Source organism: Paraburkholderia sp. SIMBA_054 (assembly GCF_046534875.1).
Lineage (GTDB): Bacteria > Pseudomonadota > Gammaproteobacteria > Burkholderiales > Burkholderiaceae > Paraburkholderia > Paraburkholderia hospita.
On record NZ_JAWRXV010000050.1, the window covers coordinates 1 to 26752 of the forward strand.

Sequence of the window (26752 nt, forward strand, 5' to 3'; positions counted from 1 at the left end):
TTTGATGGTCAGCGAGCTCATGGTCAATCTCCTGGATGGGGTATGGTAAGAAGGTGATGTGTTTGCGATTTACAGCAGCACGCCCTGCAGGCCGCCGAAGTTCTGGATCGTCGGGATGACGACCTTCGTGTCGGTCTGGGTGACGGGCGCCACCACGATAGCCGGGCTGGCGAAGCCACCACCGAACGCGGCGTTCGTGTTGTAGGCGTTGTAGTTGCTGCCGCCGCGCACGGAGGCGAGTGCTTCGACGGAAAGTTCTTCGTTATGCGAGAGGTCTTTGATGGTCAGCGTAGCCATGGTCAATCTCCTGGATCAGTTGCTTCGGGTTGGAAGAGCACGATTTGTTTGCGCTCGCTGCTACATATGCACAGGGTGTGCCAGTCGTGCGCAGAACTCCGAAATAACACGATAACCATATGAAAATAAAGGAGAATGTATATCGGAGAGTTTTTGAAAACGGCTTTTCAAGCGATCAGGCGACAAATGAACGTCTGCTCCCGGCAAACAGATAATCGCGCGGCTGTCCGCCTTAACCGAACAGCACGCAATGCGCCCATCTCAATGAGTTCCGCGACCGGCGCACCGAGGCGCACTTGAGCAGATCAGCTCGGCCGTAAGCGATGCACGACGCTTTCGAATCTCTCAGTGATCTCAGCGAGTTCGACTTCCTTGAAATGCGTCAATTCTCCGGAATTGACCAGTCGCTGCCGAGGATGGAGGATGAGTGCCATGGCTTGGGACGACGAAAATCCGAAGCGCGAAATTCCGGAGCGGTACAAAGCCGGGCTGCCGGGACTATCGAGAGAATCCGGTCAGTCCGTTGCAAGCCTGTACCTGATCGCCCGCTGGTGGGTTTAACGATACCCGGTCTCGGATGTTTCCCGAGGGAGTAACAGATGGACCAGACTTCCACTACACGTCGCCAGCGTTCAGTCCCTCTGCGTCTGACCACCGAGCTGGTGGCACTGGTTGCGCGCAAGATGGAAGACAGCGGACCGGCCCCCGGCGTCGTCGTCCACACCGATGAAGATTACGAGGCGTCACTGCAGGCGGTACTCCATGCGGGTGCCTGGCAAGGAGAGGACATCTGGCTGTTCGCTTATGGTTCGTTGCTGTGGAATCGGCCCTTCGAAGTTGAAGAGCAAGTTGCAGCGGTATTACACGGCTGGCACCGTGCGTTCTGCATTCGGCTAACGCGCTTTCGCGGCACTCCCGACCAACCGGGATTGATGATGTCGCTCGTTCCAGGTGGCAGTTGCCGTGGCGCTCTATATCGGGTTGCTGGGCACCGGGTCCTCGCGGATCTGCGCAAGCTGTGGCGACGGGAAATGACCGTCAAGCCGCCGACCAGTCCGCCACGATGGATTACCGCGAAAGCGGGGCAAGCCGCCGTGCGCGCCATTGCTTTTACCGCCGATCGTAAGGGGCGCAACTTTGTGGCCGGGTTGACCGACGAGGAGATCGCATCTGTGCTGTACAAGGCGGTCGGCCACTGGGGGGCGGGGGCGGAATACCTCATGCAGACGGTTGACCACCTTGAATGTCTTGGCATCCGGGACGCCAACCTATGGCGCTTGCAGCGGCTCGTTGCGCAGCGACTGTTTGAGCTGAAAGCCGCTGGCAGGTAGCAGATTGACCGATTGAACAACTGCCTGGTATGCAAGGCAGCCGCCTCGCACAGAGGGCCGATCAGCAGGTAGCGTTGCCCCGCGCCCTGCGGCACCTCTGGGGGCCTGTGCGGCTTGTCGCGCTCGCCAGGCATGTTTGGGAATCAGGGACCAACGCAGACGTGTTCCTGGATTCGCCTCATACCGATCTGGATGGATATGGTTCCCTCGAGGCTGCGACGTCGCACCGTACATTGCTGGAAAGCACCGTCCCGCAAGGGAATAACCAGTGACGTTGGCGCGTATACGACCGGTTGACCATCAGCCATACCGTCAAGCACGGAAAGTTGGCGGAATAAAACAGACGGCCAGAGGGCAACAGGCAAACAGACGAGCGCGCGCAAACGCGTACCGCAAGCCATCGGGCAAGCGGCACGTCAAGAGAAAGAAGCGACTGGCGAATGCCTTAAAGGCAAGCGCTATTTGCGCAAAAGGCTCTGCGGGGGTATGCGTTCGTCGACAGGTTGGCGCGCAGCCGTCGGGAATCCCACGGGATAGTCGACGACGCGCGTCGCCGCCGGCAAGGCCTGCGCGGTGACGCCGAAGAAGCGTCCGCCCGTTCGCGTGCCGCCGACGATGGCGGTCATCGCTGCGCGATCGAGTTCGACGCTTTCGGGAAGATCTTTGATGAGTAGCTTGGGCATGGTTGTTCCAGAAGAAATGTCGCGTGGCGCCGTCGCGATGGGTGTGTGCTTCGGTCGATGACGGCAACGCGTATGTCTCGAACAACCAGTATAGGTAATTCAGGCTCGATGCGGTGTGCGCTGGCGAGCATTGCGGACGCTTTGCGGAGGAGGCCCCCGATCCCCCACGACAGCCTGCCCCTACACCACAGCCGTCGTCCCGGCCCAGAGCTTCGGGCTGACGTTGATGTTCGGCAGCTTGACGCCAGGCCCGACGATGCGTCGAGACGCTGAACAACAGCGTGGTCGGCAGATTCGAAACGAACGCGTTGTCGTTGCTCGCGGTGCTGATGTTCAGGCTTGATTTACAAGCTGCTGGGCATCGACCGTCTTGCTGTTGTCGAAGTCGAGCTTGATCATCTAGGTGCAGCGGTAAAAAACGCCGAGGCCTTAATGTACAGGGCTTCGCGCCAAATGGGGTGAACGGCGGGGCTGAACGGCGAGACGCTGTTGGGCCGGACAAAGCGGCCAGAAGCCACACGACGCCCGTCGTGTCGCGGGCCAATCCTGGTTTGCGAAAGGGATACGTGCGGGCTACTATCGAACGAGCACATGTAATTGGTTACGACAGGGAAATCCTCAGACCATCGGGAGCTGCATCGCTTTGAACACATGGCTAGCCTTGCGCACGTGATTCGGGACTTTCAGAGCGGCGCGCTTACGCAGGACGCGTTCGTCGCTCAACTCGACAGCACGCTCACAACGGAAGGCGTCGGTTCGGCACGTCTGCTCGAAATACTCGGCGAAGCGCACATCAGGAAGCCGCTGCCTCCTGCCCTCTACGCGGAAGTGCGCCGCCGCATCGAACAGATGCCCGTTTCGAACCTTGCCGCGGCGGGCGGCGAGGAAACGCGCATGCAAACGGTGGCCGAGCCGCCACCCCCGCCGCCGCCCGCGCGTAGCAGCGACGCAGGTGCATCCGGACTCGATCAGGTGAAGGGTACGGGCGACACGTTGAACAACCGCTTCGTGCTCGAAGAGTGTCTTGGAGTAGGCGGTATGGGCACCGTCTACAAGGCGCTCGATATGCGCAAGCTCGAAGCGTCGGACCGCAAGCCGTATCTCGCGATCAAGGTGCTGAACACGCAGTTCCGCGGCAACCCGAAGTCGCTGATCGCGTTGCAGCGGGAAGCGCGCAAGGCGCAGGTACTCGCGCACCGTAATATCGTCACCGTCTACGATTTCGACCGCGATGGCGCCATCGTCTATCTGACGATGGAATACCTGTCCGGCAAGCCGCTCAGCCAGATTCTGCGTACCCAGGATTTCAAGGGCATGCCGGTGCAGTCGGCGTTGCCGATCGTGCGCGGCATGTCGAGTGCGTTGGCGTACGCGCATGAGCGCGGCTTCGTGCATTGCGACTTCAAGCCCGCCAACGTGTTTCTGACCGATACGGGTGAAGTCAAAGTGATCGACTTCGGCATCGCGCGCGTCTTTCAGCGCCCCGAAGAAGATAGCGACGCGACCGTGTTCGATCCCGGCAGCCTCGGCGCATTGACGCCTGCCTATGCAAGCCCGGAAATGCTCGAGCATCTCGAACCCGATCCGCGCGACGACATTTACGCACTAGGCTGCATCACCTACGAGCTTTTGACGGGCCGTCATCCGTTCGACCGTCAGTCGGCGACGCAGGCGCGCGCGTCGAACCGGGAACCGCAGCGGCCCGAGAACCTGAGCAACCGTCAATGGCGCGCGTTGCGTGCGACGCTCGCCTTCGACCGCAAGTCGCGCACGCCGACGGTATCGCGCTTCGTCGAAGAATTCGGCGCACTGGAACGCGCGTCGGCGTCGAAGTCGTCAGGGCGCAATGTCGATCGCACCGGCATGCTGATGAAGTCGGGGGTTGCGGGACTCGCGCTCGCTTGCGCTGCAGGCGGCGCGCTGTACTTCTACCGTGCTTCGCGGACTCTGGAGCAGGAGAATGCGGCGCTACAGGTGAGCCCGGCATCCGATGCGGCCAGCGCCGCCTCGCCCGTTCAGCCCATCACACCTGTTACCCCGTCGCCGCCTGCCGTTACATCCGCGCCGCCAGCGCCCGTCACGCCGGCCCCGCCGACGCTCGCCGCCGTCACCTCGGCGCTCGCCACATTGCCGTGCTCGGCGCTTGCCGCTTCGATTCAGGATCGCGCGGTACAGGTGCGCGGATTCGTGCCGCAACACGGCGAGGCGCAGGTCAACGAGCGTCTTGCAACATTGCCCGGCGTGGCGTCGACGAAGGTCGACGTGCAGCACGTGAGCAGCGACAAATGCGAGGTGCTGAAGGAACTTGGCTCGTACTGGACGCGCAACTGGCAGGCGGGGCATATCGCGTCGCTGACCGCGCGCATGCCGAATGGCGTGCTGACGGAAGGCGATCCTCTCGTCGTCGACGTGCGGACGCCCGGCTACGACTCGTATGTGAACATCGACTACTACGTGCTCGACGGCAGCGTCGTGCACATGGTGCCGGGGCCCCGCGCGAAAGATAACCAGGCGCCCGCGCATTACTCGGCGACCATCGGCAGCGGCGGCGACTGGGTCGTCTCGAAGCCGTTCGGTCAGGAACTGGTCGTTCTGCTGATTACGCCCGCGCCGCTCTTCGATACGCCACGGCCCGAAAGCGAGTCGCGCGCGGACTATCTGCGCGCGCTCGATACGCGGCTCAAACAGCTTGCCTCCAAATATGGGCAAGACCGTATCGTCGCGGACTTCGCGCAGATCACGAGCAAGGCGCGCGCGCATTGAGGGGCGTGCGCTCTGCTGCATGTCAGGTCACTTGAGTTCTTTCACCACGCGAAAGCCGTCTTGCGACTGGCGCACGCTTTGGCTGTACTTGAAGCGCGTCGAGCTCAGCATGTAGTCGTTGCCTTCCCGCCATGAGCCGCCGCGAATCACGCGCATGTTGCAGGCGGGCGCATCCCACGCGCGGCCGTCGTTCGGCGCGCCCTGGTACGAGTTATGCCAGCAGTCGCTGACCCATTCCCAGACGCCGCCGTTCATGTCGTACAAGCCGTTCGGGTTCGCCGCGAACGTGCCGACGGGCTCGGGCGCTTCCTTGTGATACGGATCGCCGCAGTCCTTGCAGTTCGCCATGCCTTTGCGCATCTGGTCGCCCCACCAGTATTTCGTCGTGGTGCCCGCGCGGTCCGCGTATTCCCATTCGGCTTCCGTAGGCAGTCGATACGCTTTGCCCGTGACCTTGCTCAGCCACTTCACGTACGCCTGCGCATCGTCCCAACTGAGGTCGCGTGCGGGTGCGTTCTTCACGGAATTGTTTTCGGGCGACAGTTTCGGGCATCCGTTGACGTCCGCGCATGCGTTCCATTGCTCGACCGTCACCTCGTATCTACCGATCGCAAACGGCGCCGAAATGGTCACGTGATGCGGCGGCTTTTCGGACGGGTCGGCATTGCTGCCCATCGTGAACGAGCCTGCAGGCAGTGAAACCATCACAGGGCAGGCCGCGCAGTCCTTGCTCTCGCCGCCTGTCGCGGCACGTGCCGGTGCGGGCGTGGGGGCAGGTGCGGGTGCAGGTGTGGCGGCCGCTTTCGGCGCGGGTGCGGGTGTGGGCGCAGGTTGTGGCGCAGGCGCAGCAGCGGCGGCGGGACGCGACGGCGCTGCTGGCGGCGCTGCGTGCGTGGCGGCGGGCGGAGCCGTCTGCCCGGAAGCCTTGAGCCTGTCGATCCGAGCCTTCGCGAGCGTCGCAAAGCGGCCATTCGGATACGCCTTCAGGTATGCCTCGTAATCGCTCGGGTAATTGCTGTCCTTGATCGATTCCCAGAACGTCAGCTCGTATTGCTCGTTGCTATCCTTCGGCAGAATGCCGCGGCTATTCAATGCGACGACTGCGTTCGGCTCATCATCCATTTGTTCCGCTGCATGACGTGAAGCGAAAAGCCGCACCGGCTCCGTCAACGACGACAAGCGCCACGGCCTTTGCGCGCCATGCGTTTCTTCTGCGACTTGTCGCGCCACATGAGCGAACATCGAATCGACGAACGCATCGGGCGCGCGGTGCATCTCGCGCAGCCACGCGCCCGTGAAAATGCCATGACGGGTGCCGTCGGCGGCTTGCGCGCCTTGCGTCGTCGCGTAGGCAATCAATGTTTGCGGGGGCAACGGCATCGCGAGACGGGCCGCCTCGAACGGTTGCGTCAGGCATGCGTCCAGCACGACGAGATTGAGCGCGTTCTTGCGCGGCGCCGCGAGCGTGTCGAGCACGTTCGACAGATCGATGCTCGCTGTCATCAAGGAAGCAGGCGCACGCGGATCGGCACCAGCGGAAGCGAGCAGCGTGGTGCGTCCCGCCTGCAAGCCGTGCCCTGCGAAATAGAACAGCGCCATGCCGCCAGGCTGCAGGCGTCGGCCGAATTCGGCAAGCGCATCGCGCATCTGCGGCGCCGTCGCATCGGTGCGCAGGACGACATCGAAGCCTTGCGCGCGCAACAACCCGGCGACGCTTTGCGCGTCGCGCGCGGCATTCGGCAGCGAGCCGGCCGGATAGCTGGCGTTGCCGATCACGAGCGCGACCTTACGGTTGGCCGCATCGACGGGAAGCGCAAAGAGACTATTCGCGGCGGCTTGAGAAGTGGCATTGCTCGCGCCGCGCGGCATCGGTTGAGCGTCGGCTTCTCGCATCTGGAGTGCCCCGATCATGCATACCAGCAGGAGTTTTCGCCACATTTTCAGATCCTGGTTGTTCTGGAGGTTCTGATAGAACCTCGTCATCGGACGAACCGGCTCGAGCAGGACAGTCGCCGCCCGCCATGCCGTCCGATACCCACGTAACGTATTTACCTGGACCACCCTTACAAACGATAGCACGCAGTTAGAACGTCAGAACGTTAACGAGCGTGGCGTTTCTTTTTAACAAGTTACGTCCTAAGCTAAAACGGAAGCAAGCAGCACTGACCCTCCCTGGGAGAATGCGCAATGCAAAGAAGAATAAGGCTCGCGGCTATCGGCGCGCTCTTTCTGGCTTCCGCGCAGGCGTTCGCTGGACCGACGCCTGCGCCGCCTGGCGCCGAGGTCTACATCATCTGGCCGGCGGACGGCACCGTGATCACAGGCGGCAAGCTCTGGGTGCGAATGGGCTTGCGCAACATGGGCGTCTGCCCTAAAGGCGTCAATGTTCCGAACACAGGGCATCACCATCTGCTGATCGACACGGACCTGCCGTCGATGGATCAGGAAATTCCCTCTGACCGGAATCACCTGCATTTTGGCGCAGGGGAAACGGATGCGCGCATCGAGCTGCCGCCCGGCAAGCACACGCTGCAACTGCTGCTCGGCGACTACAACCATGTGCCGCACAATCCGCCCGTCTATTCGAAGAAGATCACCATCATCGTGAAGTGAGCACGCGCGAGCGTTGCGCCGGCGCAAGGGCGCACCAGACGCACGACGCAAGACGGAGAGCATCAGCCATGATCAGGATCGTTGTTGCCGCTGCGGCACTTGCCGCCCTCACCGCCCTCACTTCGATGAACGTGGCATTCGCCGGGCCGACGCCTGCGCCCAAGGATGCCTATGCGTACATCGGTTATCCGAACGACGGACAGGTCGTGCCCGCCAACAAGCCGTTTCGCGTGTGGTTCGGCTTGCGCTACATGGGCGTCGCGCCCAAGGGCGTGAAGTATCCGAACACGGGCCATCATCATCTGCTGATCGACACCGACTTGCCGCCGGCGGATCAGGAGATTCCTTCCGACCGCCAGCATCTGCATTTCGGCGCGGGCGAAACGGAAACCATGGTCACCTTGCCGCCCGGCAAGCACACGCTTCAACTGCTGATGGGCGACGAGAACCATATTCCGCACAATCCCCCCGTCTATTCGAAGAAGATCACGGTGATCGCGAAGTGAACGAACGTGTGTGCTCAACGTTCTTCTTCAGTGCTGTCTTTTTTGAACCAACAGTTTTGAGTCGGATGTTGGCCGCGTAGCGGCACCAGAGAGCGGGATCGACGCGCATCGAATTCGTATGCGCAAATAGTCTCTGACACGCCACCCAATGGCAGCAAGGTTTTGCAGGTTTTTCGCGGCGCGGGCAGTGCAATTGGCACAGCCTATGCGTTGTTAGGCCCGAGCAGACAAGATGCTTGAACCTGAACCGAAACACCCTGGCGAAGCCTCGCTTCCCTCTTAGGAGAACTGTCATGAGCGCACTGATGATCAAAGACCTGCCCGTTGCCGAAGAACTTGACGGCAAGGCCATGAAGGCCCTCCGCGGCGGCTTCGCTGCCTATCCGCAGTTCCCGGACATCAATTTCGACTTCAGCAAGCACATCGGCGATGTGCAGCAAATGATCCAGCAGCAAATGAACGTCAGCAACGTGAGCGGCGGCAACGCGTTCGCGTCGGGCCTGACCACGACGATCACGCCGACGATGCTGGCCAACAACAGCGTCACCGTGCGCTAAGCACACGGCGATGCCCGCGGAGGTCTGGACCGGCCTCCGCGGGTTCCGGGAAAATCCCGAAACTGGCCGCGAAGTTTGCTTCACCACGCATCGTCAAAAAGATTCAGAAGCCAATCGTCCTGTCCACACGACCGCCGCGTCACCGCACGCACTCCACGCCGAACGAAATCCGCCGACATCGATAGAGATGCCGCGCTGGACGTGCTTTACTTGAAAGGCGCGCTCTGCACGTGCAGTACACCCGGAAATGATCGGAGAATATCGTGTCTGCGTTGCCTGATTCATTCGTCGCCGTCGCTCGCGTCATCTCTGCCGCTGCTGTTTGCACAGCCATGCTGGCCGGTTGCGTCGATGTTCACATGGCCGACTACAAGCGCCCCGATACGCCTGCCAAGGCGTCGTGGTCCGACAAGACGGGCACGCTCGTTTCACCCGCCGACACCATCGTGCCCGACTGGTGGAAAGGCTTCCAGGACCCGTATCTGAACACGTTGATCGCGAAAGCGATCGAAGGCAACTTCGACATCAAAGTGCTCGCCGCACGCATCGACGTAGCGGGCGCGCAGATCGGCGAAGCGAAGGCGCCTGCATTGCCGACGGCCGATCTCGGCGCAGGCGCGAATTTCCAGAAAACCACGGGGCAGCCGTTCACGAAGCAGTACAACGTAGGCGCCCAGGTGAACTGGGACATCGACATCTGGGGCAAGGTCGAAAAGGGCGTGCAGGCGCAAAAGGCCGAGTTCCACGCGACGGAAGCCGATTGGCGCGCGGGTTATCTGGAACTCGTGTCGAATGTGGCGAGTACGTATTTCCAGATTCTCCAGTTCGACGACCAGATCGACGCGCAACAGAAAATGGTCGACGAGAACAAGAAGATTCTCGCGATCTACGAAGGCATGAGCCGCAATGGCCTGGTGCCAAAGACGCAGGTGATGCGTCAACAGGCGGAGGTCAATCGTCTAACGAAGGATCTGCTTGATCTGCGCCGTTCACGGAAGATTGCGAACAACGCGCTGTGCACGCTGATCGGCGTGCCGGCCGGTGAGTTCACCGTGCCCGTCGGCCATCTGCAGCAGCGCGTTCAGTTGCCGCCCGTGCCGGGCGGGCTGCCGGCGCAACTGCTGTCGCGCCGGCCCGATGTCGTCGCATCGGAATTTCGCGTGCTCGAAGCGTATAACCTGGTGGGCGAAGCCAAGCTGGCGCAATTGCCGACCATCAGTCTGACGGGCCATGGCGGCACCGCGAGCTTTGCACTGTCCGATCTTTTGAAGTCGTTCACGTTCGGCTTCATGCCGAGCATCAATATTCCGCTACTCGATCCTGGCGTGCGTGCCCACGTCAAGACCACCGAGGCGCAAACCACCGTCGCCGAGCAGCAGTACCGGCAAACCGTGATGGGCGCATTCGAGGAAGTGGAAAACGCACTCGTCAATCTGGACTCGCACAGGCAGCAGCGCGTCGAATTGCAACAGGAAGTGGAGCGTCTAAGCGTCGTCAACGTGCAGATGCAGTCGCAATTGCGCGAAGGCGTGGTGTCGCAACTGGACGTGTTCGAAACGGACCGTACGCTGCTGCAGGCGCAACTCGAGCTGCTGTCGAATCACCAGCAAATACTGTCCGACACGGTACTGCTTTACAAGGCGCTCGGCGGCGGCTGGCAGGCTGTCGACGTGCAGACACAAGTGAAGCAATGAGGTCAAGCAATGAAGCGGTAGTGCTGCGTGTGCGACGCGGGCGAATAGAGGAAAAGCTGGCACGGTTCTTAAAACGACGTCTGTGAAAACCGTTGCCTGAATATAGACCGCATTAGCCGTACCCATAATTGACTAACACCATGCGTGACTTAAAATTCCTGATTAGCCGCTCATATGGTCAGCATGACGGCTGCGTCGAATATGCCTTGATCGCCGCGTCTGTCGAACGCTCCGTTCGTGTCCACGCTTAGTGATGCAAATAGATGAATCCCGGCGAAGCTCCGATTGCTGAGATGCGGGCGGCTCTGGACAAGGAGTTCGACGTCCTGTTGCTGCCTGTCTCGCATCCTTCTCTCGGCCCCATTCGCATCGTCGACGATCTGTTTGCGATCGGCCGCAGCGAGGCGCCGTTTGCCGACTATCCGCGCGATCGGGTCATCAGACTTTCGCGGCGTCATGCGCGCATCTTTAGCGAGCATGGTGCGGTGTATGTGGCGGATCTCGACAGCAAGAACGGCACGACCGTCAACGGCGTTGCCGTGCGGATGACGCCGTCGCGTGTGCGGGCCGGCGATGAGCTGTGCTTCGGCGGTGATCTGACGTATCGCGTTGCGATCGAGCCGCGTCCATTCAGTTCGGCATCCGCGCGCGGCGTGCAGCATCTGACTGTCACGCTGAAGCCGGAACGCGCGGATCTGGGTCTCGAACCCATCGACCTCATTGGGTTTCCGTTTCTCGTCAGCAAGACGGACGAACTGTTCTCGCGCTACAAGGACCGCTATCCGCATCAGGTCAATTACATCTCGCGGCGCCACGCTCATATCTTCATGAAGGGCGGCGAACCGTGGATCGAAGATCTCGGCAGCACGAACGGCACGTTCCTCAATCTCAAGCGTCTCGGCGAATCGGCTGTCGCATTGCAAAACGGCGATATCGTTGGATTCGGCGGCGATCATTTCGTCTATCAGGTAGCGCTGCAAAAGTCGTTCGAAATCGAGCCTACCGTGACCCAGATGGTGCCGCCCGCCGCCACGCTGGGCGTTCCCGCAGCGGCAGCAGCACCCGCAGCGGCTGCACCTGCAACTGCCGCGCCCGCGGCGGCTGCGCCCGTGGCGGCTGCGCCCGTGGCGGCGATGCCCGCGGAAGATCCCGACAAGACCACCTTTGTCGGCGCGGCGCATTCGTTTCTCGACATCTTCTGCGTCGATCGCGCATTGCAGCGCGAAGACGAGGTGAACGAAAACGCTCCGCCCTTGACGCCGGACGAAGGGACGGAAGTCCAAACACGCCGTCCGCGCCGCCGCTGGCAACTGTTGCTGCGCGAACTGACGCGCACCTTCGCGGCCGGCGATCGCACGACGATGCGGCGCGTCGGCTGGGGCGGACTGGTGGTGCTGGTTGTCGTTGCGGGACTGGCCGTCACGCTGTACATGCGCGGCGCGGCGGAGCGCGATATCAAGAGCCTGCTCGCAGCGGGAGAATACGAAGCGGCGGCGGAAGTTGGCACGTCGTCTTTGCAGCGTCACCCTGCGAGCGATCCGATCCGCGCGCTTGCGAGTGAGGCGCTGATGAAAGCGCGTGTGCCCGGCTGGCTGTCGGCGTTGCAGGTGAAACAGTTCGATCGTGCCGCGGCATTGATCGAAGGCATGCGCGCGACGAGCCAGAACAATCCCGATGCGCTCGCGCTGATCAATCAGTTGAAATGGGTTGGCGACCTGGAACGTTTTGTCGTCGGCCGGGGCGGCCCGGATGCGCCGATTCGCATCTATAGTGACGAAGGCCGTATCGACAATCTGCTCAAGCGTTGGGAAGACGATGCAAAAAGGCATCAGCGGATTCTCGACCGCATTGCGTCGTACGTGCCTGAATTCACCGAGCCGTATGCGCTCGCGATGAGCCATCTGCGCAAGCTGCAAAGCGACGACTCCGTGTACCTCGCGGCGATCGACCGGCTCAACGCGACCATCGCGACGGAGCTGGGACGCGACAAGCCGGATGCGCTGCCCGTTGTGCTCGACGATTACGCACAACGCTATCCGCGGCTCGCCGGGCTGGATAGCTTGCGCAGCGACTTGCGCCAGTACACGGACATCTACAACGAAATGACGGCGCGGCGCCTCGTTCCGCTGCTCGCATTGATGAAAAAGGCGAGCTTCAGGACGCCGCCGTTCAAGTCGCAGTACGCGCAATTGAGCGCGAGCCGTCTGCCTTCGGCGGAAGTCGTGGCGAAGCACGACGCGGCGAGCGCCGCATGGCAAAGCGGCGACAGCCAGCAGGCGCTGGCCGGTTTGCAGGCGATACCCGCTGGCCCGTGGTCCGATGTCATCGCAGCGGAGTTCGCGCACAAGAAGGCGTTGCTCGACCAGTTCGCCGATCTGCAGAAAAGCCGTGGTGCGGGAGATCGCGACGACAAACTGCTGTCGTTTTACGCCAGTCTCGATCCCGTCGAAGACGCGTACTTCGTGCGGGTCGTTCAGGGCGACGTCAATGCACTGCGCGACAAGGCGCTGGCGCGCGCGCAAGATCAGATCAATCGCGCACAGGGATTGTGGCAGCAGTATCGTGCGAATGGTTCGATCGGCGGCACGCAGCGTCTGGAATCCGGCATCTCGGGCGGCTTCCGCAGTCAGGCGCTTCTGCTGTCGGGCGCGAATACAGCGGCGCAACAGGGCATGCGTGTTTATACGCAACTGAAGGCGCCGCATCCGGCAGGCTCGGATCAGTTGCTCGAAGACATCGAAGCGGAAACGCAATTGCAGCGCCGCTCATTGCAGGAATTGCGGATGGTGCTCGAACCCGGCTTGCTGAAATCGAAGCTTGCGTTGATTGGAGGCAGTGACGAAAGTGAAGCGCGACAATCACCCTAAGCCGCTTTACAAAGCGCTCGAAGATCACAGCGCCGAAGGCGTTGCGATTCTCATGGCGGAACCCGTGCGGATCGCGCAGGCGCTCGTGCTGACCTTGGTCGCGCTCGTTGTCGCCGGCCTGATGTGGTCGTTCTTCGGACGCGCTGACGTGATCGTCACGGCGCAAGGCACGCTCGCGCCGGAATCGGACGTGCGGCGCATTTATGCGCCGATCGACGGCGAACTCACTGATCTTTATATCGCCGAAGGGCAACCCGTATCGAAGGGTGACGTGCTTGCGCGGCTCAATGCGCGCGGCGCAATCGAAGCGGCGACCAACGCGCTGCAGGCGCAGTTGAAGCTCGACGACGCCGAGCGCGAATGGAAAGAGTTTCCGCAGAAGAAGGAATTGATGGAGCGCAAGGCGACCGCGCTCAAGGATCAGCTCGAAGTGGAAGAGCGTCTGCACGAGAACCGCATTTCGGAAGGCACGAGCAAGCTTGCGGAAGGCCAGAAGGCGCAACTCGAAGAAGCGCGCAGCACGCTCGACAATGCACGCCGCGCGCGCGACGCGGCGCGCCAGGAAGCGGACAAGTACGCACGCCTGTTCGCGCAGCCAGGCGGCGGCGGCGTCGCCGAGTTGCAGGTCGAAGCGAAGCGCAACACCGCTCTGGAGGCAGAAAATGCGTACCGTGTAGCTCAATCGCGGCTTGCCGAACTCGACTTCAAGCTGAGTCACGAATACGCGGAGGCCAGCGCGCAACTCGAAACGAGTGGCCAGCAGTCGACGAAGCTGCAGCTTGAATACGACGATCTGATCCGCGACATCACCAGCACCGAAGAGAAGCTGCGCCTGCAATTGCAGACGGCACGCCTCGTCGCCGACGCGGCTGCGCGCATCCGCTTCGAGAACATCGACAAGGACAACTTTCTGCTGATACTCGCGCCGACTTCGGGTGTGATTACCGACGTGACGTCGACGCAAACTGGCGACAAGATCCAGGCGAATGCGCCGCTCGGCGGCATCGCGCCGAAGGACGCGCGCCCCGTGCTGAAGATCGAGATTGCCGAGCGCGACCGCGCGTTCCTGCACGAAGGCATGACCGTCAAGATGAAATTCAATGCGTTCCCATATCAGCGTTACGGGCTGATCAACGGCACGCTCGCGTACATCTCGCCGGCAACCAAGCCATCGGCGCAGGACAAGCAGCCTGTCTACGAAGGCCGCGTCCAGCTCGACAGGAATTATTACCAGATCGCGGAAAACCGTTATCCGCTGCGGTACGGCATGACGGCGAGCGCCGAAATCGTCGTGCGCGAGCGGCGGCTGATCGATCTTGGGCTGGACCCGTTCAGGCAACTGGCCGGATAGCTTCAAAAGAACTCATTGCAACGCAAGCGTAGCCGAAAGTACAACCGCCAGCCCGCCCGTTCGTTCGGGCGTCACTAGAGGAGCGGACGAGATGACCGCGATCGTACGAATCGATGATGAAGTCGTGGATGTCGGCGAATTCATACGTCTACTGAAACTCACGGGCCAGTTCGAAAGCCTGATCGAGCAGATGGTGCGCGACAAGCTGACCGTGCACGCCGCGAAGAAGCACGGCCTGACCGTGAGCGCCGACGAGATACAGGAGCGCGCCGACCAGTTCCGGCGCGTGCGCGGGCTGCATCGCGCGGCGGACATGAACCAGTATCTCGACACGCTGAAGGTCGGTCTCGACGAGTTCGAGACGTTCGTCACCGACAGCCTGTATCAGGAAAAGATGCTCGACAAGGTGGGGAGCGAAGCCGAGATCGAAGAGTACTTTTCGATGAATTCGCCGAAGTTCGATGCCATCGAGGTCAGCCACATTCTGCTCGACGACGAAGGCAAGGCGAAGGAAATGATCTCGTATCTGCACGACGATCCCGATGCGTTCGCGGAAATGGCGCGCGAGCATTCGATTGCCGATACGAAAGACTCGGGCGGCGTAATCGGAAAAGTACTGCGCGGGTCGCTGAAGCCCGATATCGAGGCGAAGATCTTCAACGCGGCAGTTGGCGATCTGCTCGGGCCGTTCGCTTCGCTGGACCGCTCGTGCTTCGAGATCTTTGCGGTGACGGCGAAATATCCGGCACAACTCGACGAGGACGTCGCGTCGGAAATCAAGCGGCTGCTGCGCGAACAGTGGCTGATGACGCGCGCGCAGGAACACATTATCGAAGCGCTCTGATTGACGCGCACTGCTGACGGGGACCCCAAGCATCATGGATGCACCGCAAACCACGCCTTCCATCGCCGACTTCCTGTCGACGGTCGAGATTCTGTCGCCGTTTACACGCGAAGAACTCGAACGTCTCGCGGAGCACGTGCAATCGCGCTTCTATTCGTTTGGCGAAACGGTGTGCAACGCGGGCGATCCCGCCGATGGCCTCTGTGTGATCAAGTCGGGCTCGGTGCGCATCTTCACCGAAGAGCACGGCAAAGAGATCAGCATGGGCGTGCGCAAAGCGGGAGAAGTATTCGCCGATATTGCGATGCTGCGCGCGTACTCGCATGAATCGTCGGTACGCTCTTCGGGGAAGACCGAGCTGCTGTTCATTCCGCGCGCCGCCATGGAGCCGATTATCGCCGGCAATCAGGCGGCGCTGGCGTTCGTCGCGAGTTATGTGGCGATCAACTCGGCGGGCGGTTTCGTTGCGCAGTTATTCGATTTGCGCGGCAAGCTGAACAAGCAGGAACTCGAAGAATACGTGCGCAGCGTCGGTGTCAAGAAAGTCAGCGCGGGCAAGGAGATTCTCAAGCAGGACGCGCGCGACGACCGCCGGCTGTATGTCGTGCGGCAAGGCGAAGTGCGCATCGTGCGCAACGAGGACGGCACCGACTACACGCTCGCGACGCTGCGCGAAGGCGAAATTTTCGGCGAGAAGGCCTGCCTGATGCGGCAGGAGCAGACGGCATCGGCGATTGCGACGACGGACACGCGGCTGCTCGTGATTCCCGAGCGCACGGTGCATTTCATTCTCGAGCGCAATCCCAAGCTGCGCGAAGTGCTCGACGAGCGCATCAAATACGCCGACCGCGAACTGGACCGGCAAAAACGCATCGAGCAGCGCCGCAAGCGACCTCTGAGGCTCGACCTGCATTCGAAGCCCGAACTCGGCGAGCGCGTGATACGGCGCTTCGGGCTCGTCGAGCAGGCCGAGGAAATGGATTGCGGCGCCGCATGCCTCGCGATGATCTGCAAGCACTACGGCATTCCGATGACACTCGGCAAGCTGCGCGAACTCGCGAACGTCACGACGCAGGGCGCGACGCTGGACAGTCTGGCGCGCGCGGGTGAGTCACTCGGCTTCGCGGCGCGCGGCGTGCAGTGCACGTTCGATTCGCTGCGCGGCTTCGATTTGCCGTTCATCGTGCACTGGGAAGGCTATCACTACATCATCGTGTACGGCGTGTCGAAAGATCGCGTATGGCTCGCCGATCCCGCGCTGGGGTTCCGCAAGCTGAGTCTCGAAGACTTCGAGCGCGGCTGGAGCGGCACCTGTCTGCTGTTTTCGCCGGGGCCGAATCTCGTGCAGCTGTCCGCGTCGCGCTCGCCGTGGCTGCGCTTCGTCGGCTATCTGACGCCGTATAAAAAGATTCTGATGAACCTGTTCCTCGCGACCTTCGTGATCCAGGTGCTGGGCGTGATACCGCCATTGATCATTCAGAACATCCTCGACGGCGTGATCGTGCATCAGAACGTCAGCCTGCTGCATCTGCTGATACTCGGTCTGATCATTTCGAACGTGTTCTCGCAGTTGATGTCGATGGTTCGCGCGTACCTGTCGAACTTCATGGTACGCAACATGGACTTCGCGATGATGTCGCAGTTCTTCAGGCACACGATGTCGCTGCCGTTTTCGTTCTTTGCCAAGCGCAAGACGGGTGACATTTTTGCGCGCTTCCAGGAGAACCAGACGATACGCGCCTTCCTCACCGAATCGACAGTGACGACGGCACTTAATCTGCTGATGGTGTTCATCTACTTCGCGATCATGTTCTTCTATAACGCGAAGATGACACTCGTGCTGATCGCCTTCGTCATTCCCATCATGGCGCTCACGCTGATCGCCACGCCGAAGATCAAGACCTACGCGCGCGACACGTTCGCGGCCGGGACGGATTCGAAATCGTTCCTGATGGAAGCGTTGTCCGGTGTCGAAACAGTGAAGGGGATGGGCATCGAGCGGCCCGTGCGCTTGCGCTGGGAAAAGAAATACGCGAAGGCACTCGAAGTGCAATACCGCGCACACGCTTTCAACATCTTGATTGGCTTTATCAGCCAGTTGCTGAATGCCGCGACCACGATTGCGATTCTGTGGGTCGGCGCGAATCTCGTGCTCGCCCGCGAAATGACGATCGGGCAGCTGATTGCGTTCAACGCTTTCATGGGCAGTGTGCTGACGCCGTTGATGGGACTCGTCGGCTTGTGGAGCATGCTCAACGACGCGGGCGTCGCGATGGAGCGTCTGGGCGATGTGCTCGATATCGAACCCGAGCAGAAGCCCCAAGACCTGCCGTCGCGCGTGATGCTGCCCGACCTGCAAGGCGAGATCAGCCTGAACGGCGTGTACTTCCGCTATAGCGACGACGACAGCGCCTATGTGCTGGAGAACATCAGCTTCGATATCAAGCCGGGCGAACTGGTGGCGATCGTCGGCCGCAGCGGGTCGGGCAAGACCACGCTCGCGAAGCTGCTGGTCGGTTTTTATGCACCGAGCGATGGCAAGATGACGGTCGACGGATACGACATAGGCGTGATCGACAAGGCATTCTTCCGCGCGCAGATCGGCTATGTCATGCAATCGAATCTGCTGTTTTCCGGCACGATTGCCGAGAACATTGCGAGCGGCGACGACACGCCGGATCGCCGACGCATCGAGGAAGTGGCCAAGATGGCCGACGCGCACGCGTTCATCGCCAAGCTGCCGCTTGGCTACGAACAGGTGGTCGGCGAGCGCGGCATTGGTTTGTCGGGCGGCCAGATTCAGCGGCTGTGCATTGCACGCGCGCTGTATCACGATCCGCGTCTTCTGGTGTTCGACGAGGCGACTTCCGCACTCGATACGCAATCGGAGAGCAATATCCTCGGCAATATGCAGGAAATCCTCAAGGGACGCACGGCCGTCATCATCGCGCACCGGCTTAGTACGATCATGCGCGCCGACAAGATTCTCGTGCTCTACGAAGGGGCGATCGTCGAGCAGGGGCGTCACGAGGAACTGGTCAACCGGAAGGGCATGTACTACCAGCTCGTCCAGAAACAATTGAGCGCCTGATGAAAATACTTGACCAGCAGCCTGACGAAGCCGGCTCCGCCATCTCTTACGCAGGGTTGATCGAGAAGATCGAGATCCTGCGCTCGACGCTGCGCTGGTCGTCGCGGCTCGAACGCGCGGATATCGAAAAGCTCCTGAAACAGGCGAGTTCGTTGCGCGACGAAGTGATGCAGATGTCACACAAGGAGCGCTTTGTGCAGGCGGCCGTGGTCGAGCCGATGCGCGGCGACCTGTCGCGCGGCGCGCGGCGCCAGGCGTTGCTCGCGCGCAGCTTCATTTTCGAAGGCACGTTCGGCGATAATCCAAAACTGCTGGAATCGCTCGAAATCGCGGAGAAAGCGGCGCCGACCGATCTGCCCGTTCTGATCGACGGCGAAAGCGGCACGGGCAAGGAGCTGATGGCGAAGGTCATCCATGCGAACGGCAGCCGCTCTGACAAGCCGTTCATCTCCGTGAACTGCGGTGCGATCCCGGAGAACCTGCTGGAGTCGGAACTGTTCGGCCACAGAAAAGGCGCATTCACGGGCGCGACGAACGACCGTAAAGGCAAATTCGAAAGCGCGCATACGGGGACGATCTTTCTCGACGAAATCGGCGAATTGCCTTTGACGGGGCAGGTAAAACTGCTGCGCGTGCTGGAGGCGCACGAAATACAGCGCGTGGGCTCGGACGAGCCGATCGGCGTCGATACGCGGATCGTCGCCGCGACCAATCGCAACCTGCGCAAGCTGAGCGAACAGGGCACGTTCCGCGAAGATCTCTTTTACCGGCTGAGCGTCATTCACGTGACTTTGCCGCCGCTGCGCGAAAGGCGCGATGAGATTCCGCTTCTGATTCAGTACTTCGGCGACGAGGCGGCGGGTGCGCTCAAGCGGCGCCCCGTGAGAATCACCCCTAAATTGCGGGACTTTCTGCTGACCTATGCGTATCCGGGCAATATCCGCGAACTGCGCAACGTGATGTACCGCATCTCGTGCCTGGCGGGCGACATCGCGGATGTCGATCATTTGCCGGTGGATATGCGGCCCACAGCGCCCGTTTCGGCGTCGATATTCGGCGTGGCGAACGAGGCCGCGAACGGCACGGCGAGCGTGACCAATCTGTTGTCGTTGAGCGATGCGAAGCGCGCTGCCAGCGACGAAGCCGAAAAGGCTTTCTTGCAACGCGGCTTGCAGGAAGTGGGTGGCACGGTCGCCGAACTGGCGCGCCGCGTCGACATGAACCGTTCACATCTTCAGATGCTGCTGAAGAAGCACGGACTGCATTCGAAGGACTTTCGCCGCGCGCATGCGCAGGCGAATGCGCGCAAGGACGACACGGAAGAGGATGACGAAGCCGAGATGCATTGAAGCAACGGCTAGTGGAACTTGTCAGGGCGACGGGTTCAGCAAGGTCTTGTCGGTTGCTTGCGGGTCTTCTGCCTGCACGACCACCGCCGTGATGTTGTCGCGGCCGCCGCGCGAAAGTGCGATACCGACGAGTTCATCGGGCGCATGCAGACAATCGACGCTTGTGAGCGTCTGCTGGATTTCTTCGTTGGTCACTTCATTGCTGAGGCCGTCGCTGCACAGCAGGAACACGTCGCCGTCCACGACTTCGATTGCGTCTTCGTCGAGTTCGAGTTGATCGGTTGCGCCGACCGCGCGCGTGATGATGTTGTGCGCGGGATGATGACGCGCTTCTTCCTCGGTCAGATAGCCGGACTGCCGAAGCGCTTCCACCTGGCTGTGATCGCGCGTCAACTGCCGCAATTGCCCCTGCCGCAGCAGATAGATGCGGCTGTCGCCCGCCCATAGATAACCGCAAAAGCGGTCACACGCGAGCAGCACGACGACGGTCGTGCCGATGCGCTGCACCTGCCGGCGGCTCGCTTCATCCCGCAACTGGCGGTTCGCGTCCTGCAGACGCGTGCGCGCCTCGGCGATGCAATGCTTGATACCCGCCTGCTCCGGCAACTGGCCTAGTGTTTCGACCACGAGCTGGCTGGCGAGATCGCCGACGTCGTGTCCGCCCATGCCGTCAGCCACGGCCCAGCGGCCGCGCTGCGGTTGATCGAGACAGGCGTCCTCATTGATCTCGCGTACCCGGCCCGTGTCCGTACGCGCCGCTGACGCCCACCGGAATTGACTGGTACAGGTCACGGCATCTAAGCCCGGTTCGTGCTGCGTGCGTCAGGAGAAACGTTGATGTTCGAGTTGTTGCCCGTGTTGTTCACTTCAACCGACTGGAACTGATTGATCATCTGGTTAGCATAGAAGTTGTTCGTGATGTCGTATAGGTTTACGACGGGTCCGACGCTCGGCGTGTCGTGCACGAACGGCGTGATCCAGCCGAATACCCACGGCGCACCGCCGCCGCCGCTGATCGCGGACATCGCTTTGCGATCGAGAGCGAGGTTGTGCGATAGGTCGCTGATGGTGATGGAAGCCATGGCGTGTCTCCAGAATGGCCGCCGCGTCGCGTGGCCGGAAGTCAAAGGAAGTTGCGACATAACTTGCAAGGGCTGTGCCAATGTGCGGCGGGCATGTGCGCTTTCTCGTGCGTCCTTGCTGGGCGCGGAATAGAGCGGACACGCGCGTGCGTGCGTCGCGCGCGAGCGCGTCGGGACGTTGGTGGTCGTCCAACAGCGCGTCTTTGCGAAAGACGGGACATCCAACACATTTTCGCGGTGTGATGCACAGGCGCGTGGACCTGAAAGTGATGGTGTGTACGCAACACAACCGCCCGAAATTCTGTTGGGTGTGTCCCTACACAGGCCATCTGCAAAGTACACGTCTGCTTGAAATATTGCGATAAATCAATGGCTTAGATAGCCTGGTCCGAATGATGCGAAAGAGCTGGCAACAGTGTTGGCCCTTTGAATCGGATACCAGAGCAAAGCCATGAACCGCAACCTCCAACAATCTCGCAATGAACAAGGTGCAAACCGCGCGGCTGCTTACGCATCGGCTGATGTGGTGCTCGACGGTTCCAGCGACGAACCCAACCTCGGCGCCCATCTGATCACCCAACGCCGCGGCTACGAACATCACGGCATTTACGTCGGTGGCGGCAAGGTCATTCACTACGCAGGTTTCGCGAAGTCCGCGCATCGCGGCCCCGTCGAAGAAGTGGCGCTCGAAGCCTTCGCCGACGGTCACGCAGTTGCCGTGCGCCCGCATCCGTTCCCGAAGTACACCGCCGAACAAACCGTGCTGCGCGCCCGCTCACGCCTCGGCGAAAACCACTATCGCCTGCTGACGAACAACTGCGAGCACTTCTGCGCATGGTGCCTGCTCGGCGAAAGCCGCAGCGAACAGGTTCATGCATGCCTCACGCATCCGCGCACTGGCATGCATGCGCTGCTGTGCCTCGCCAGCGCTTTTATCGGCAACCGGATGAAAATCGGCCGCTCCGTTGTTAACGCAGTATGAGCGTCGCAATTTGAACACCGGCGATTGAAGTTCGAAACGTCAAATGCCGTAAAGCAGTCAGGAAAGCGAAGGAGACCACCATGAGCACGACCGGAAAAACACTGCACTGGGCCGTCGACAAATGGCTCGCACCGACGCCCGCGATGCCCGCCCGCGTGGTGCGCTTCTGCCGCACGCAGATGCATCGCCGCTGCGTGTGCGTCGAGGCGGTGCACCCCAGCGGGCTGTTGTCGATCTTCTTTTTCCGTCACGACGACGGATCATGGAATGTATTTCCGCCCGCCGAAACACGGCCGGCGATGTCTGCGTGGAGGACTGCGTGATGAAAAACGGCAACCGGGCGTCCAGCGCCCGCGGCAAGCGTATCGAACGGCTTGCGCTGTGCGGCGCGCAAGCTATCCGCCAGGCTGGCAGAAGCGCCGCCCCGGCACGTGCGACATTACGGCTTCGGCAATCTGACGAGGCGTGCTCTCGGCAGGCACGACGCGCCGGAAGGATTCAACGTCGTGCCTGAAGGTCCATTCGACGAGCCGGAACGAGCGGCCCCACGGGTGCTGCATCGGCGGCGAGACGGTGCAGCTGCGGATGGTCAGCGTCTGAGCGTTGCCGTGCAGCGCGCGTAAATGTTCGAACACCGTGTCTTCAACCATCGTGTGTCTCCTGCTGGGGAGGCCCCACTGGTGGATAAAAAAGCACCGCCGGTACGCAAGCGGCACAACAGCCCTGCATGGGGCAGGGATGTTGAGCGGCATGTTCACAGGAAAGAATTAAACGAGACTTAAGACGCGTGGCGCCATTCTTTGCGGTCCGGCAAAACGGCTCGCTGGGGCCACGCGGTATGTCGTTGTACTTCTCTGGCTTGCCGTCGGAGTCACGTAGCTTCGGCGGCGGTTATCAAAAACGCAGCGTCAGTGAAGTCGTCAGCAGGGCGCGCGGCGTTGCACCGCATCCGCCGAAAAAAGATCACTGCGCGGCGGGAACTGAAGACGCGTTCGCGGGCTGCACCGTTTGTAGCGATTCGACATGCACAGCAGGCAAGCAAACGCCCTGCGAATCGGCGCGCGTGATCGTGCCGTGCACATTCACCTGCTGGCGACCGCGCACGACGCATCCATCAGTCGCCATTGCTTCATCACTTGACGATTCTTTACGACAAGCCGCGCCGTTAGCCAGAGAATGTCTGACTCGGCGCGCCTGGCGCGTGTCGACGCAACGCATCGTTCAACTCTTCACCTCGCCTTTATGTCGCCACCTTCGATCCATTCCTGACCTTCCTTCGCCGGGCGCTCGCTGCGCAGTCCGAGGACGATATGCGCGCGCGTGCATTGTGGCTCGAAGCGGCGTGTTATCTGTACCCGACGGATAGCGTGTCGATCGACCGGTTGATGCTTGAACTGCTCGAACAGCAAGACATCGCGCAAGCCATCGCGCTCGTCGAAACGGTCGCGCAACTCGAGCCGCACAGCGCGGCGGCGAGCGTGCGTCTCGGCTACGCGCTGCAGATGGCGAACCGGCATCGCGATGCACTCGCGCCGTATCGCCACGCGCTTGCGATCGAGCCCGCGTTTCCGCAATTGCGCAAGAACCTCGCGATCGCGCTGAACCGCACGGGCGGCGATCCCGCCGAAGAACGGCAATTGCTCGAAGCAGCCGTCGCGGCGGACCCATCGGACTTCGCACTGTGGATCAACCTGATGAGCGCGCGGCGCGCATGCTTCGATCTCGACGGTGCGCTTGCGGCGGCGAGGCACGCCGTCGAGATCGATCCGAACAGCGCCGTGGCGCATAGCAATCTCGCGCAGGCGCTAAAGGAAGCGCAACGTTGGGACGACGCGCTGACGCATGCGGCGACGGCATGCGAACTCGCACCCGACAACGCATCGCTGTGCACAGGGCTTGGCGTGCTGCAACTGCTGCGCGGCAACTATGCCGAAGGTTGGCCCGCGCACGAAGCGCGCTGGAACGATCCCGCCAGCATGCTGACGAACGGCCGTCCGCCATTCGGCAGGCCGCAGTGGCGCGGCGAATCGCTCAGGGGCAAGACCTTGCTCGTGTGGGGCGAGCAGGGCATGGGCGACGTGCTGCAGTTTTGCCGGTTCATGCCGCTGCTCGCGCAGCGCGTGCATCGCGAGGGCGGGCGCATCGTGTGGAATTCGTTTGGGCAGATGGGCGCGCTGTTGCCGCGCAGCTTCGGCGAACATGTCGATGCGTATTCCGCCGCGCGTGAAGTCGAAGCACTGCCGCCGTTCGACTTCGAATTGCCGCTGGTCAGCGCGCCGCTGATGCTGGGCACGCGCATCGAATCGATTCCGCCCGTGGTGCCCTACCTGCGCGCGGACCCGGACTTGCGCGACGCATGGCGCGCGCGGCTCGCCGACGAAAAGCGCCTGAAGGTCGGGCTTGCGTGGACGGGCAGTTTGAATCATGGACGCAACCGCTTCCGGCGCGTGGGCGCGGAGCGCTATGCGCAGGCGTTTCGCGAGATCGACGGCGTGGCGTTTTATTCGCTGCAGCCCGGCGCGACGGCCGATGTCGAAGCGGCTCGTGCAGTCGGCCTGCCAATGACCGACTTCACGCACGAATGGCGCAGCTTCGACGATACGGCCGCGTTCGTCAGCGAACTCGATCTGGTGATCAGCGTGTGCACCTCGGCCGCGCATCTGGCGGGCGCGCTCGGTCAGCGTACGTGGGTTCTGCTCGACGTGAATCCGTACTGGACGTGGATGATCGACAGGCGCGACAGCCCGTGGTATCCGACGGCCACGCTGTATCGACAGCGCCAGTTCGCGCAATGGCAGCCGGTGCTGGACGAAGTCGCGCGCGATCTGCACGCGCTGGCAAAGCTGAACGCATGAGCGACTGCGCTATACGCCGGGCGCGTGCGCGACTTCCGAAGCAGGTGTCTTCACAGGCGCATCGGGCGGCACGCCGAGCAGTTGCAACGAGCCGCCCGTCACCGCGCTGAATACGGGACCTGCCACCGTGCCGCCATAGAACGCGCGTCCCGCAGGATCGTCGATCATCACGGCAACGACCAGGCGCGGATCGCTCATCGGCGCCATGCCGACGAACAGCGACCGGTAGCGCCCCTTCGCGTACCCCGCGCCGACCTGCTTGCGCGCCGTGCCCGTCTTGCCGCCAATCCGATAGCCGTCGACATTCGCCGCGCGCCCCGTGCCGCCTTCGCTGGTCGCCATTTCGAGCATCGAGCGGATCGCGGCGGCCGTGGCGGGCGTCGTCACGCGCTGGCCGTCCGACGCGGCGCGCGCAGGGTCAATCAGTAGCGTGGCAGGGTGCAGCGTGCCGTCGCCCGCATACACCGTGTACACCTGCGCGATCTGCAGCAGCGATGTCGACAGGCCGTAGCCGTAGGCCATCGTCGCCTGCTCGATGGGCCGCCAGCGCGCGAACGGACGCACGCGGCCCGCCGCGACGCCCGGAAACGTCAGCTCCGGCGCGCGGCCCAGTCCGTACTCCTGATACTTGTTCCAGATGGTTTCGGCGGGCAGGTTCAGCGCGAGTTTGGCGAGCGCGATATTGCTCGACTTCTGCAGCGCTTCCGCAATCGTCATGCGTCCGTGGTTCGACGTGTCGTGGATCACGCTGGGGCCGATCTTGTACCAGCCTGGCGCCGTGTCGATCATCGTGCCGGGCCGCACCAGCCCGCGATCGAGCGACAGCGCGACCACCAGCGGCTTGATCGTCGAGCCCGGCTCGAACGTATCGACCACGGCACGGTTGCGCAACTGGCGGCCCGTGAGCCGCGAGCGGTCGTTCGGGTCGAAGCTCGGATAGTTCGCGAGCGCGAGAATCTCGCCGTTGCGCGCATCGAGCACGACGACGCTGCCCGCCTGCGCGCTGTGCTTCGCGACGGCCGCCTTGAGCTGCGCATACGCAAGCTGCTGGATGCGGCGGTCGACGGTCAGATGCACGGTCGCGCCGTGTTGCGCCGGTGTGAGCGGGCGCGTGTCCGACACCACGCGGCCCAGACGATCGCGGATCACCTCGCGCTCGCCAGGTTCGCCCGTGAGCAGTTCGTTGGCGGCGAGCTCGATGCCTTCCTGGCCGTTGTCCTCGATGTCGGTGAAGCCGACCACGTGCGCCGCCGATTCGCCCTCGGGATAAAAGCGCTTCGAATCCGCAATGCGCGTGATGCCCGCGAGGTTGAGCTTGTCGATATGCGTGGCCGTTTCCGCATCGACCTGGCGCTTGAGCAGCACGAAGCTCTTGTCGCCGGATACGCGGTGCGTGAACTCGGCAAGCGGCATATCGAGGAGCTTCGCCAGCGGCGGATGAGCCGTTTCGTGGAGCAGCTTCGGCGAAGCCCAGATTTCGTATGTGGCGAGACTGACGGCCAGCATCGCGCCGTTGCGGTCGACGATGCGCCCGCGCGTCGCATCGAGTTCGATGGTGCGCTGATAGCGCTTCTGCCCCTGTTCGACGTAGAAGTCCTGATTGACGATCTGCACCCAGAACGCGCGGCCGATCAGCGCCGCGAACGCCGCGAACACGAGGATCACGATCAGCTTCGAGCGCCACATCGGCAGACGCGCGACGAGGACGGGATTCTTCGCGACGGGCGCGTACGGATCGTGATTTTTCTTGCGGATCATGAGGGCGAAGCCGGCCGCTCTGACAACCGGTCCACAGTGAACGTGGATCAGATTGTAATAATAACGTAATATCTGTGCGAGCTTCGCGAAAGGTTTTTGCGTGGCGGGCGTGTCGAATGTTGCTTTGCG

At 61.9% G+C, this 26752-nt stretch carries 23 protein-coding genes; 15 read left to right on the forward strand and 8 right to left on the reverse strand.

All coding sequences use genetic code 11. The features are described from left to right. Positions 1-69: 69 nt before the first annotated feature. The gene (locus SB822_RS40375) at positions 70-297 is read right to left on the reverse strand and encodes a hypothetical protein (RefSeq protein WP_079482056.1); all 228 of its coding nucleotides are present in this window, start codon (positions 295-297) and stop codon (positions 70-72) included. A 432-nt stretch (positions 298-729) separates the two neighbouring features. Between SB822_RS40375 and SB822_RS40380 the strand changes: the two genes are divergently transcribed. Together SB822_RS40380 and SB822_RS40385 are read left to right on the forward strand one after the other, a co-directional pair. After that, a complete protein-coding gene (locus SB822_RS40380) occupies positions 730-858 on the forward strand; it encodes a hypothetical protein (protein ID WP_007733400.1) in 129 nt (42 codons plus the stop codon). Positions 859-896: 38 nt separating this feature from the next. Beyond that, entirely contained in the window at positions 897-1628 is a 732-nt protein-coding gene (locus tag SB822_RS40385) for a gamma-glutamylcyclotransferase (RefSeq protein WP_079487849.1), read from the forward strand. A 458-nt stretch (positions 1629-2086) separates the two neighbouring features. Here SB822_RS40385 and SB822_RS40390 read toward each other — a convergent pair whose 3' ends face one another. Continuing rightward, positions 2087-2311 carry a hypothetical protein gene (locus SB822_RS40390; RefSeq protein WP_007581360.1) on the reverse strand — a complete coding sequence of 75 codons (225 nt, stop codon included), beginning with the start codon at positions 2309-2311 and terminating at the stop codon, positions 2087-2089. A gap of 651 nt (positions 2312-2962) precedes the next feature. Here SB822_RS40390 and SB822_RS40395 point away from each other — a divergent pair. Continuing rightward, positions 2963-5074 (forward strand): protein kinase domain-containing protein, encoded by a 2112-nt coding sequence (locus tag SB822_RS40395; protein ID WP_410857319.1) that lies wholly within the window; start codon positions 2963-2965, stop codon positions 5072-5074. A gap of 27 nt (positions 5075-5101) precedes the next feature. Here the strand turns inward: SB822_RS40395 and SB822_RS40400 are convergent, their stop codons facing one another. Next, the gene (locus SB822_RS40400) at positions 5102-7012 is read right to left on the reverse strand and encodes an SUMF1/EgtB/PvdO family nonheme iron enzyme (RefSeq protein ID WP_410857320.1); all 1911 of its coding nucleotides are present in this window, start codon (positions 7010-7012) and stop codon (positions 5102-5104) included. A gap of 249 nt (positions 7013-7261) precedes the next feature. On the opposite strand from SB822_RS40400, the gene SB822_RS40405 reads away from it, so the two are divergent. The 9 genes from SB822_RS40405 (at position 7262) to SB822_RS40445 (ending at position 19946) form a co-directional block, all read left to right on the forward strand. Continuing rightward, positions 7262-7687, forward strand: coding sequence for a DUF4399 domain-containing protein (locus SB822_RS40405; protein WP_410857321.1), 426 nt, complete (start codon positions 7262-7264; stop codon positions 7685-7687). Positions 7688-7755: 68 nt separating this feature from the next. Beyond that, positions 7756-8193 (forward strand): DUF4399 domain-containing protein, encoded by a 438-nt coding sequence (locus tag SB822_RS40410; protein WP_007581354.1) that lies wholly within the window; start codon positions 7756-7758, stop codon positions 8191-8193. A 293-nt stretch (positions 8194-8486) separates the two neighbouring features. Next, positions 8487-8750 (forward strand): hypothetical protein, encoded by a 264-nt coding sequence (locus SB822_RS40415; RefSeq protein ID WP_007581352.1) that lies wholly within the window; start codon positions 8487-8489, stop codon positions 8748-8750. Between the two features lie 263 nt (positions 8751-9013). Further along, the gene (locus SB822_RS40420; protein ID WP_007581350.1) at positions 9014-10444 is read left to right on the forward strand and encodes an efflux transporter outer membrane subunit; all 1431 of its coding nucleotides are present in this window, start codon (positions 9014-9016) and stop codon (positions 10442-10444) included. Positions 10445-10707: 263 nt separating this feature from the next. Continuing rightward, a complete protein-coding gene (locus SB822_RS40425) occupies positions 10708-13311 on the forward strand; it encodes an FHA domain-containing protein (RefSeq protein ID WP_410857322.1) in 2604 nt (867 codons plus the stop codon). After that, on the forward strand, positions 13289-14662 hold the full coding sequence (locus SB822_RS40430; RefSeq protein ID WP_007581347.1) for an HlyD family efflux transporter periplasmic adaptor subunit: 1374 nt from the start codon (positions 13289-13291) through the stop codon (positions 14660-14662). Before SB822_RS40425 ends, SB822_RS40430 begins: the two co-directional genes overlap by 23 nt. Positions 14663-14753: 91 nt before the next feature. Further along, positions 14754-15506, forward strand: a complete 753-nt coding sequence (locus tag SB822_RS40435; protein WP_007581345.1) for a peptidylprolyl isomerase — start codon at positions 14754-14756, stop codon at positions 15504-15506. A gap of 34 nt (positions 15507-15540) precedes the next feature. Then, positions 15541-18597, forward strand: coding sequence for a peptidase domain-containing ABC transporter (locus SB822_RS40440; RefSeq protein WP_007733388.1), 3057 nt, complete (start codon positions 15541-15543; stop codon positions 18595-18597). Beyond that, complete coding sequence (locus SB822_RS40445; RefSeq protein ID WP_035539644.1) at positions 18594-19946, forward strand: sigma-54 interaction domain-containing protein; 1353 nt, start codon at positions 18594-18596, stop codon at positions 19944-19946. The genes SB822_RS40440 and SB822_RS40445 overlap by 4 nt, the downstream gene beginning before the upstream one ends. Before the next feature lie 21 nt (positions 19947-19967). Here SB822_RS40445 and SB822_RS40450 read toward each other — a convergent pair whose 3' ends face one another. Both SB822_RS40450 and SB822_RS40455 read right to left on the reverse strand, forming a co-directional pair. After that, positions 19968-20738, reverse strand: coding sequence for a PP2C family protein-serine/threonine phosphatase (locus SB822_RS40450; RefSeq protein WP_007581338.1), 771 nt, complete (start codon positions 20736-20738; stop codon positions 19968-19970). 5 nt (positions 20739-20743) lie between these two features. Then, the gene (locus tag SB822_RS40455) at positions 20744-21028 is read right to left on the reverse strand and encodes a hypothetical protein (protein ID WP_007581336.1); all 285 of its coding nucleotides are present in this window, start codon (positions 21026-21028) and stop codon (positions 20744-20746) included. Positions 21029-21479: 451 nt separating this feature from the next. On the opposite strand from SB822_RS40455, the gene SB822_RS40460 reads away from it, so the two are divergent. Together SB822_RS40460 and SB822_RS40465 are read left to right on the forward strand one after the other, a co-directional pair. Then, positions 21480-22010 (forward strand): lecithin retinol acyltransferase family protein, encoded by a 531-nt coding sequence (locus SB822_RS40460; RefSeq protein ID WP_007581334.1) that lies wholly within the window; start codon positions 21480-21482, stop codon positions 22008-22010. A gap of 80 nt (positions 22011-22090) precedes the next feature. Then, positions 22091-22333 carry a hypothetical protein gene (locus SB822_RS40465; protein WP_007581332.1) on the forward strand — a complete coding sequence of 81 codons (243 nt, stop codon included), beginning with the start codon at positions 22091-22093 and terminating at the stop codon, positions 22331-22333. A gap of 72 nt (positions 22334-22405) precedes the next feature. On the opposite strand, the gene SB822_RS40470 is transcribed toward SB822_RS40465, so the two are convergent. Together SB822_RS40470 and SB822_RS40475 are read right to left on the reverse strand one after the other, a co-directional pair. Next, positions 22406-22660: a DUF2866 domain-containing protein gene (locus SB822_RS40470; protein ID WP_007581331.1), complete on the reverse strand. Its 255-nt coding sequence runs from the start codon at positions 22658-22660 to the stop codon at positions 22406-22408. Positions 22661-22973: 313 nt separating this feature from the next. Then, a complete protein-coding gene (locus SB822_RS40475; protein WP_410857323.1) occupies positions 22974-23135 on the reverse strand; it encodes a hypothetical protein in 162 nt (53 codons plus the stop codon). A gap of 185 nt (positions 23136-23320) precedes the next feature. Between SB822_RS40475 and SB822_RS40480 the strand changes: the two genes are divergently transcribed. Continuing rightward, positions 23321-24865 (forward strand): tetratricopeptide repeat protein, encoded by a 1545-nt coding sequence (locus SB822_RS40480; protein WP_410857324.1) that lies wholly within the window; start codon positions 23321-23323, stop codon positions 24863-24865. Between the two features lie 9 nt (positions 24866-24874). Here SB822_RS40480 and SB822_RS40485 read toward each other — a convergent pair whose 3' ends face one another. Further along, complete coding sequence (locus tag SB822_RS40485) at positions 24875-26623, reverse strand: peptidoglycan D,D-transpeptidase FtsI family protein (RefSeq protein WP_410857325.1); 1749 nt, start codon at positions 26621-26623, stop codon at positions 24875-24877. Positions 26624-26752: the final 129 nt, after the last annotated feature.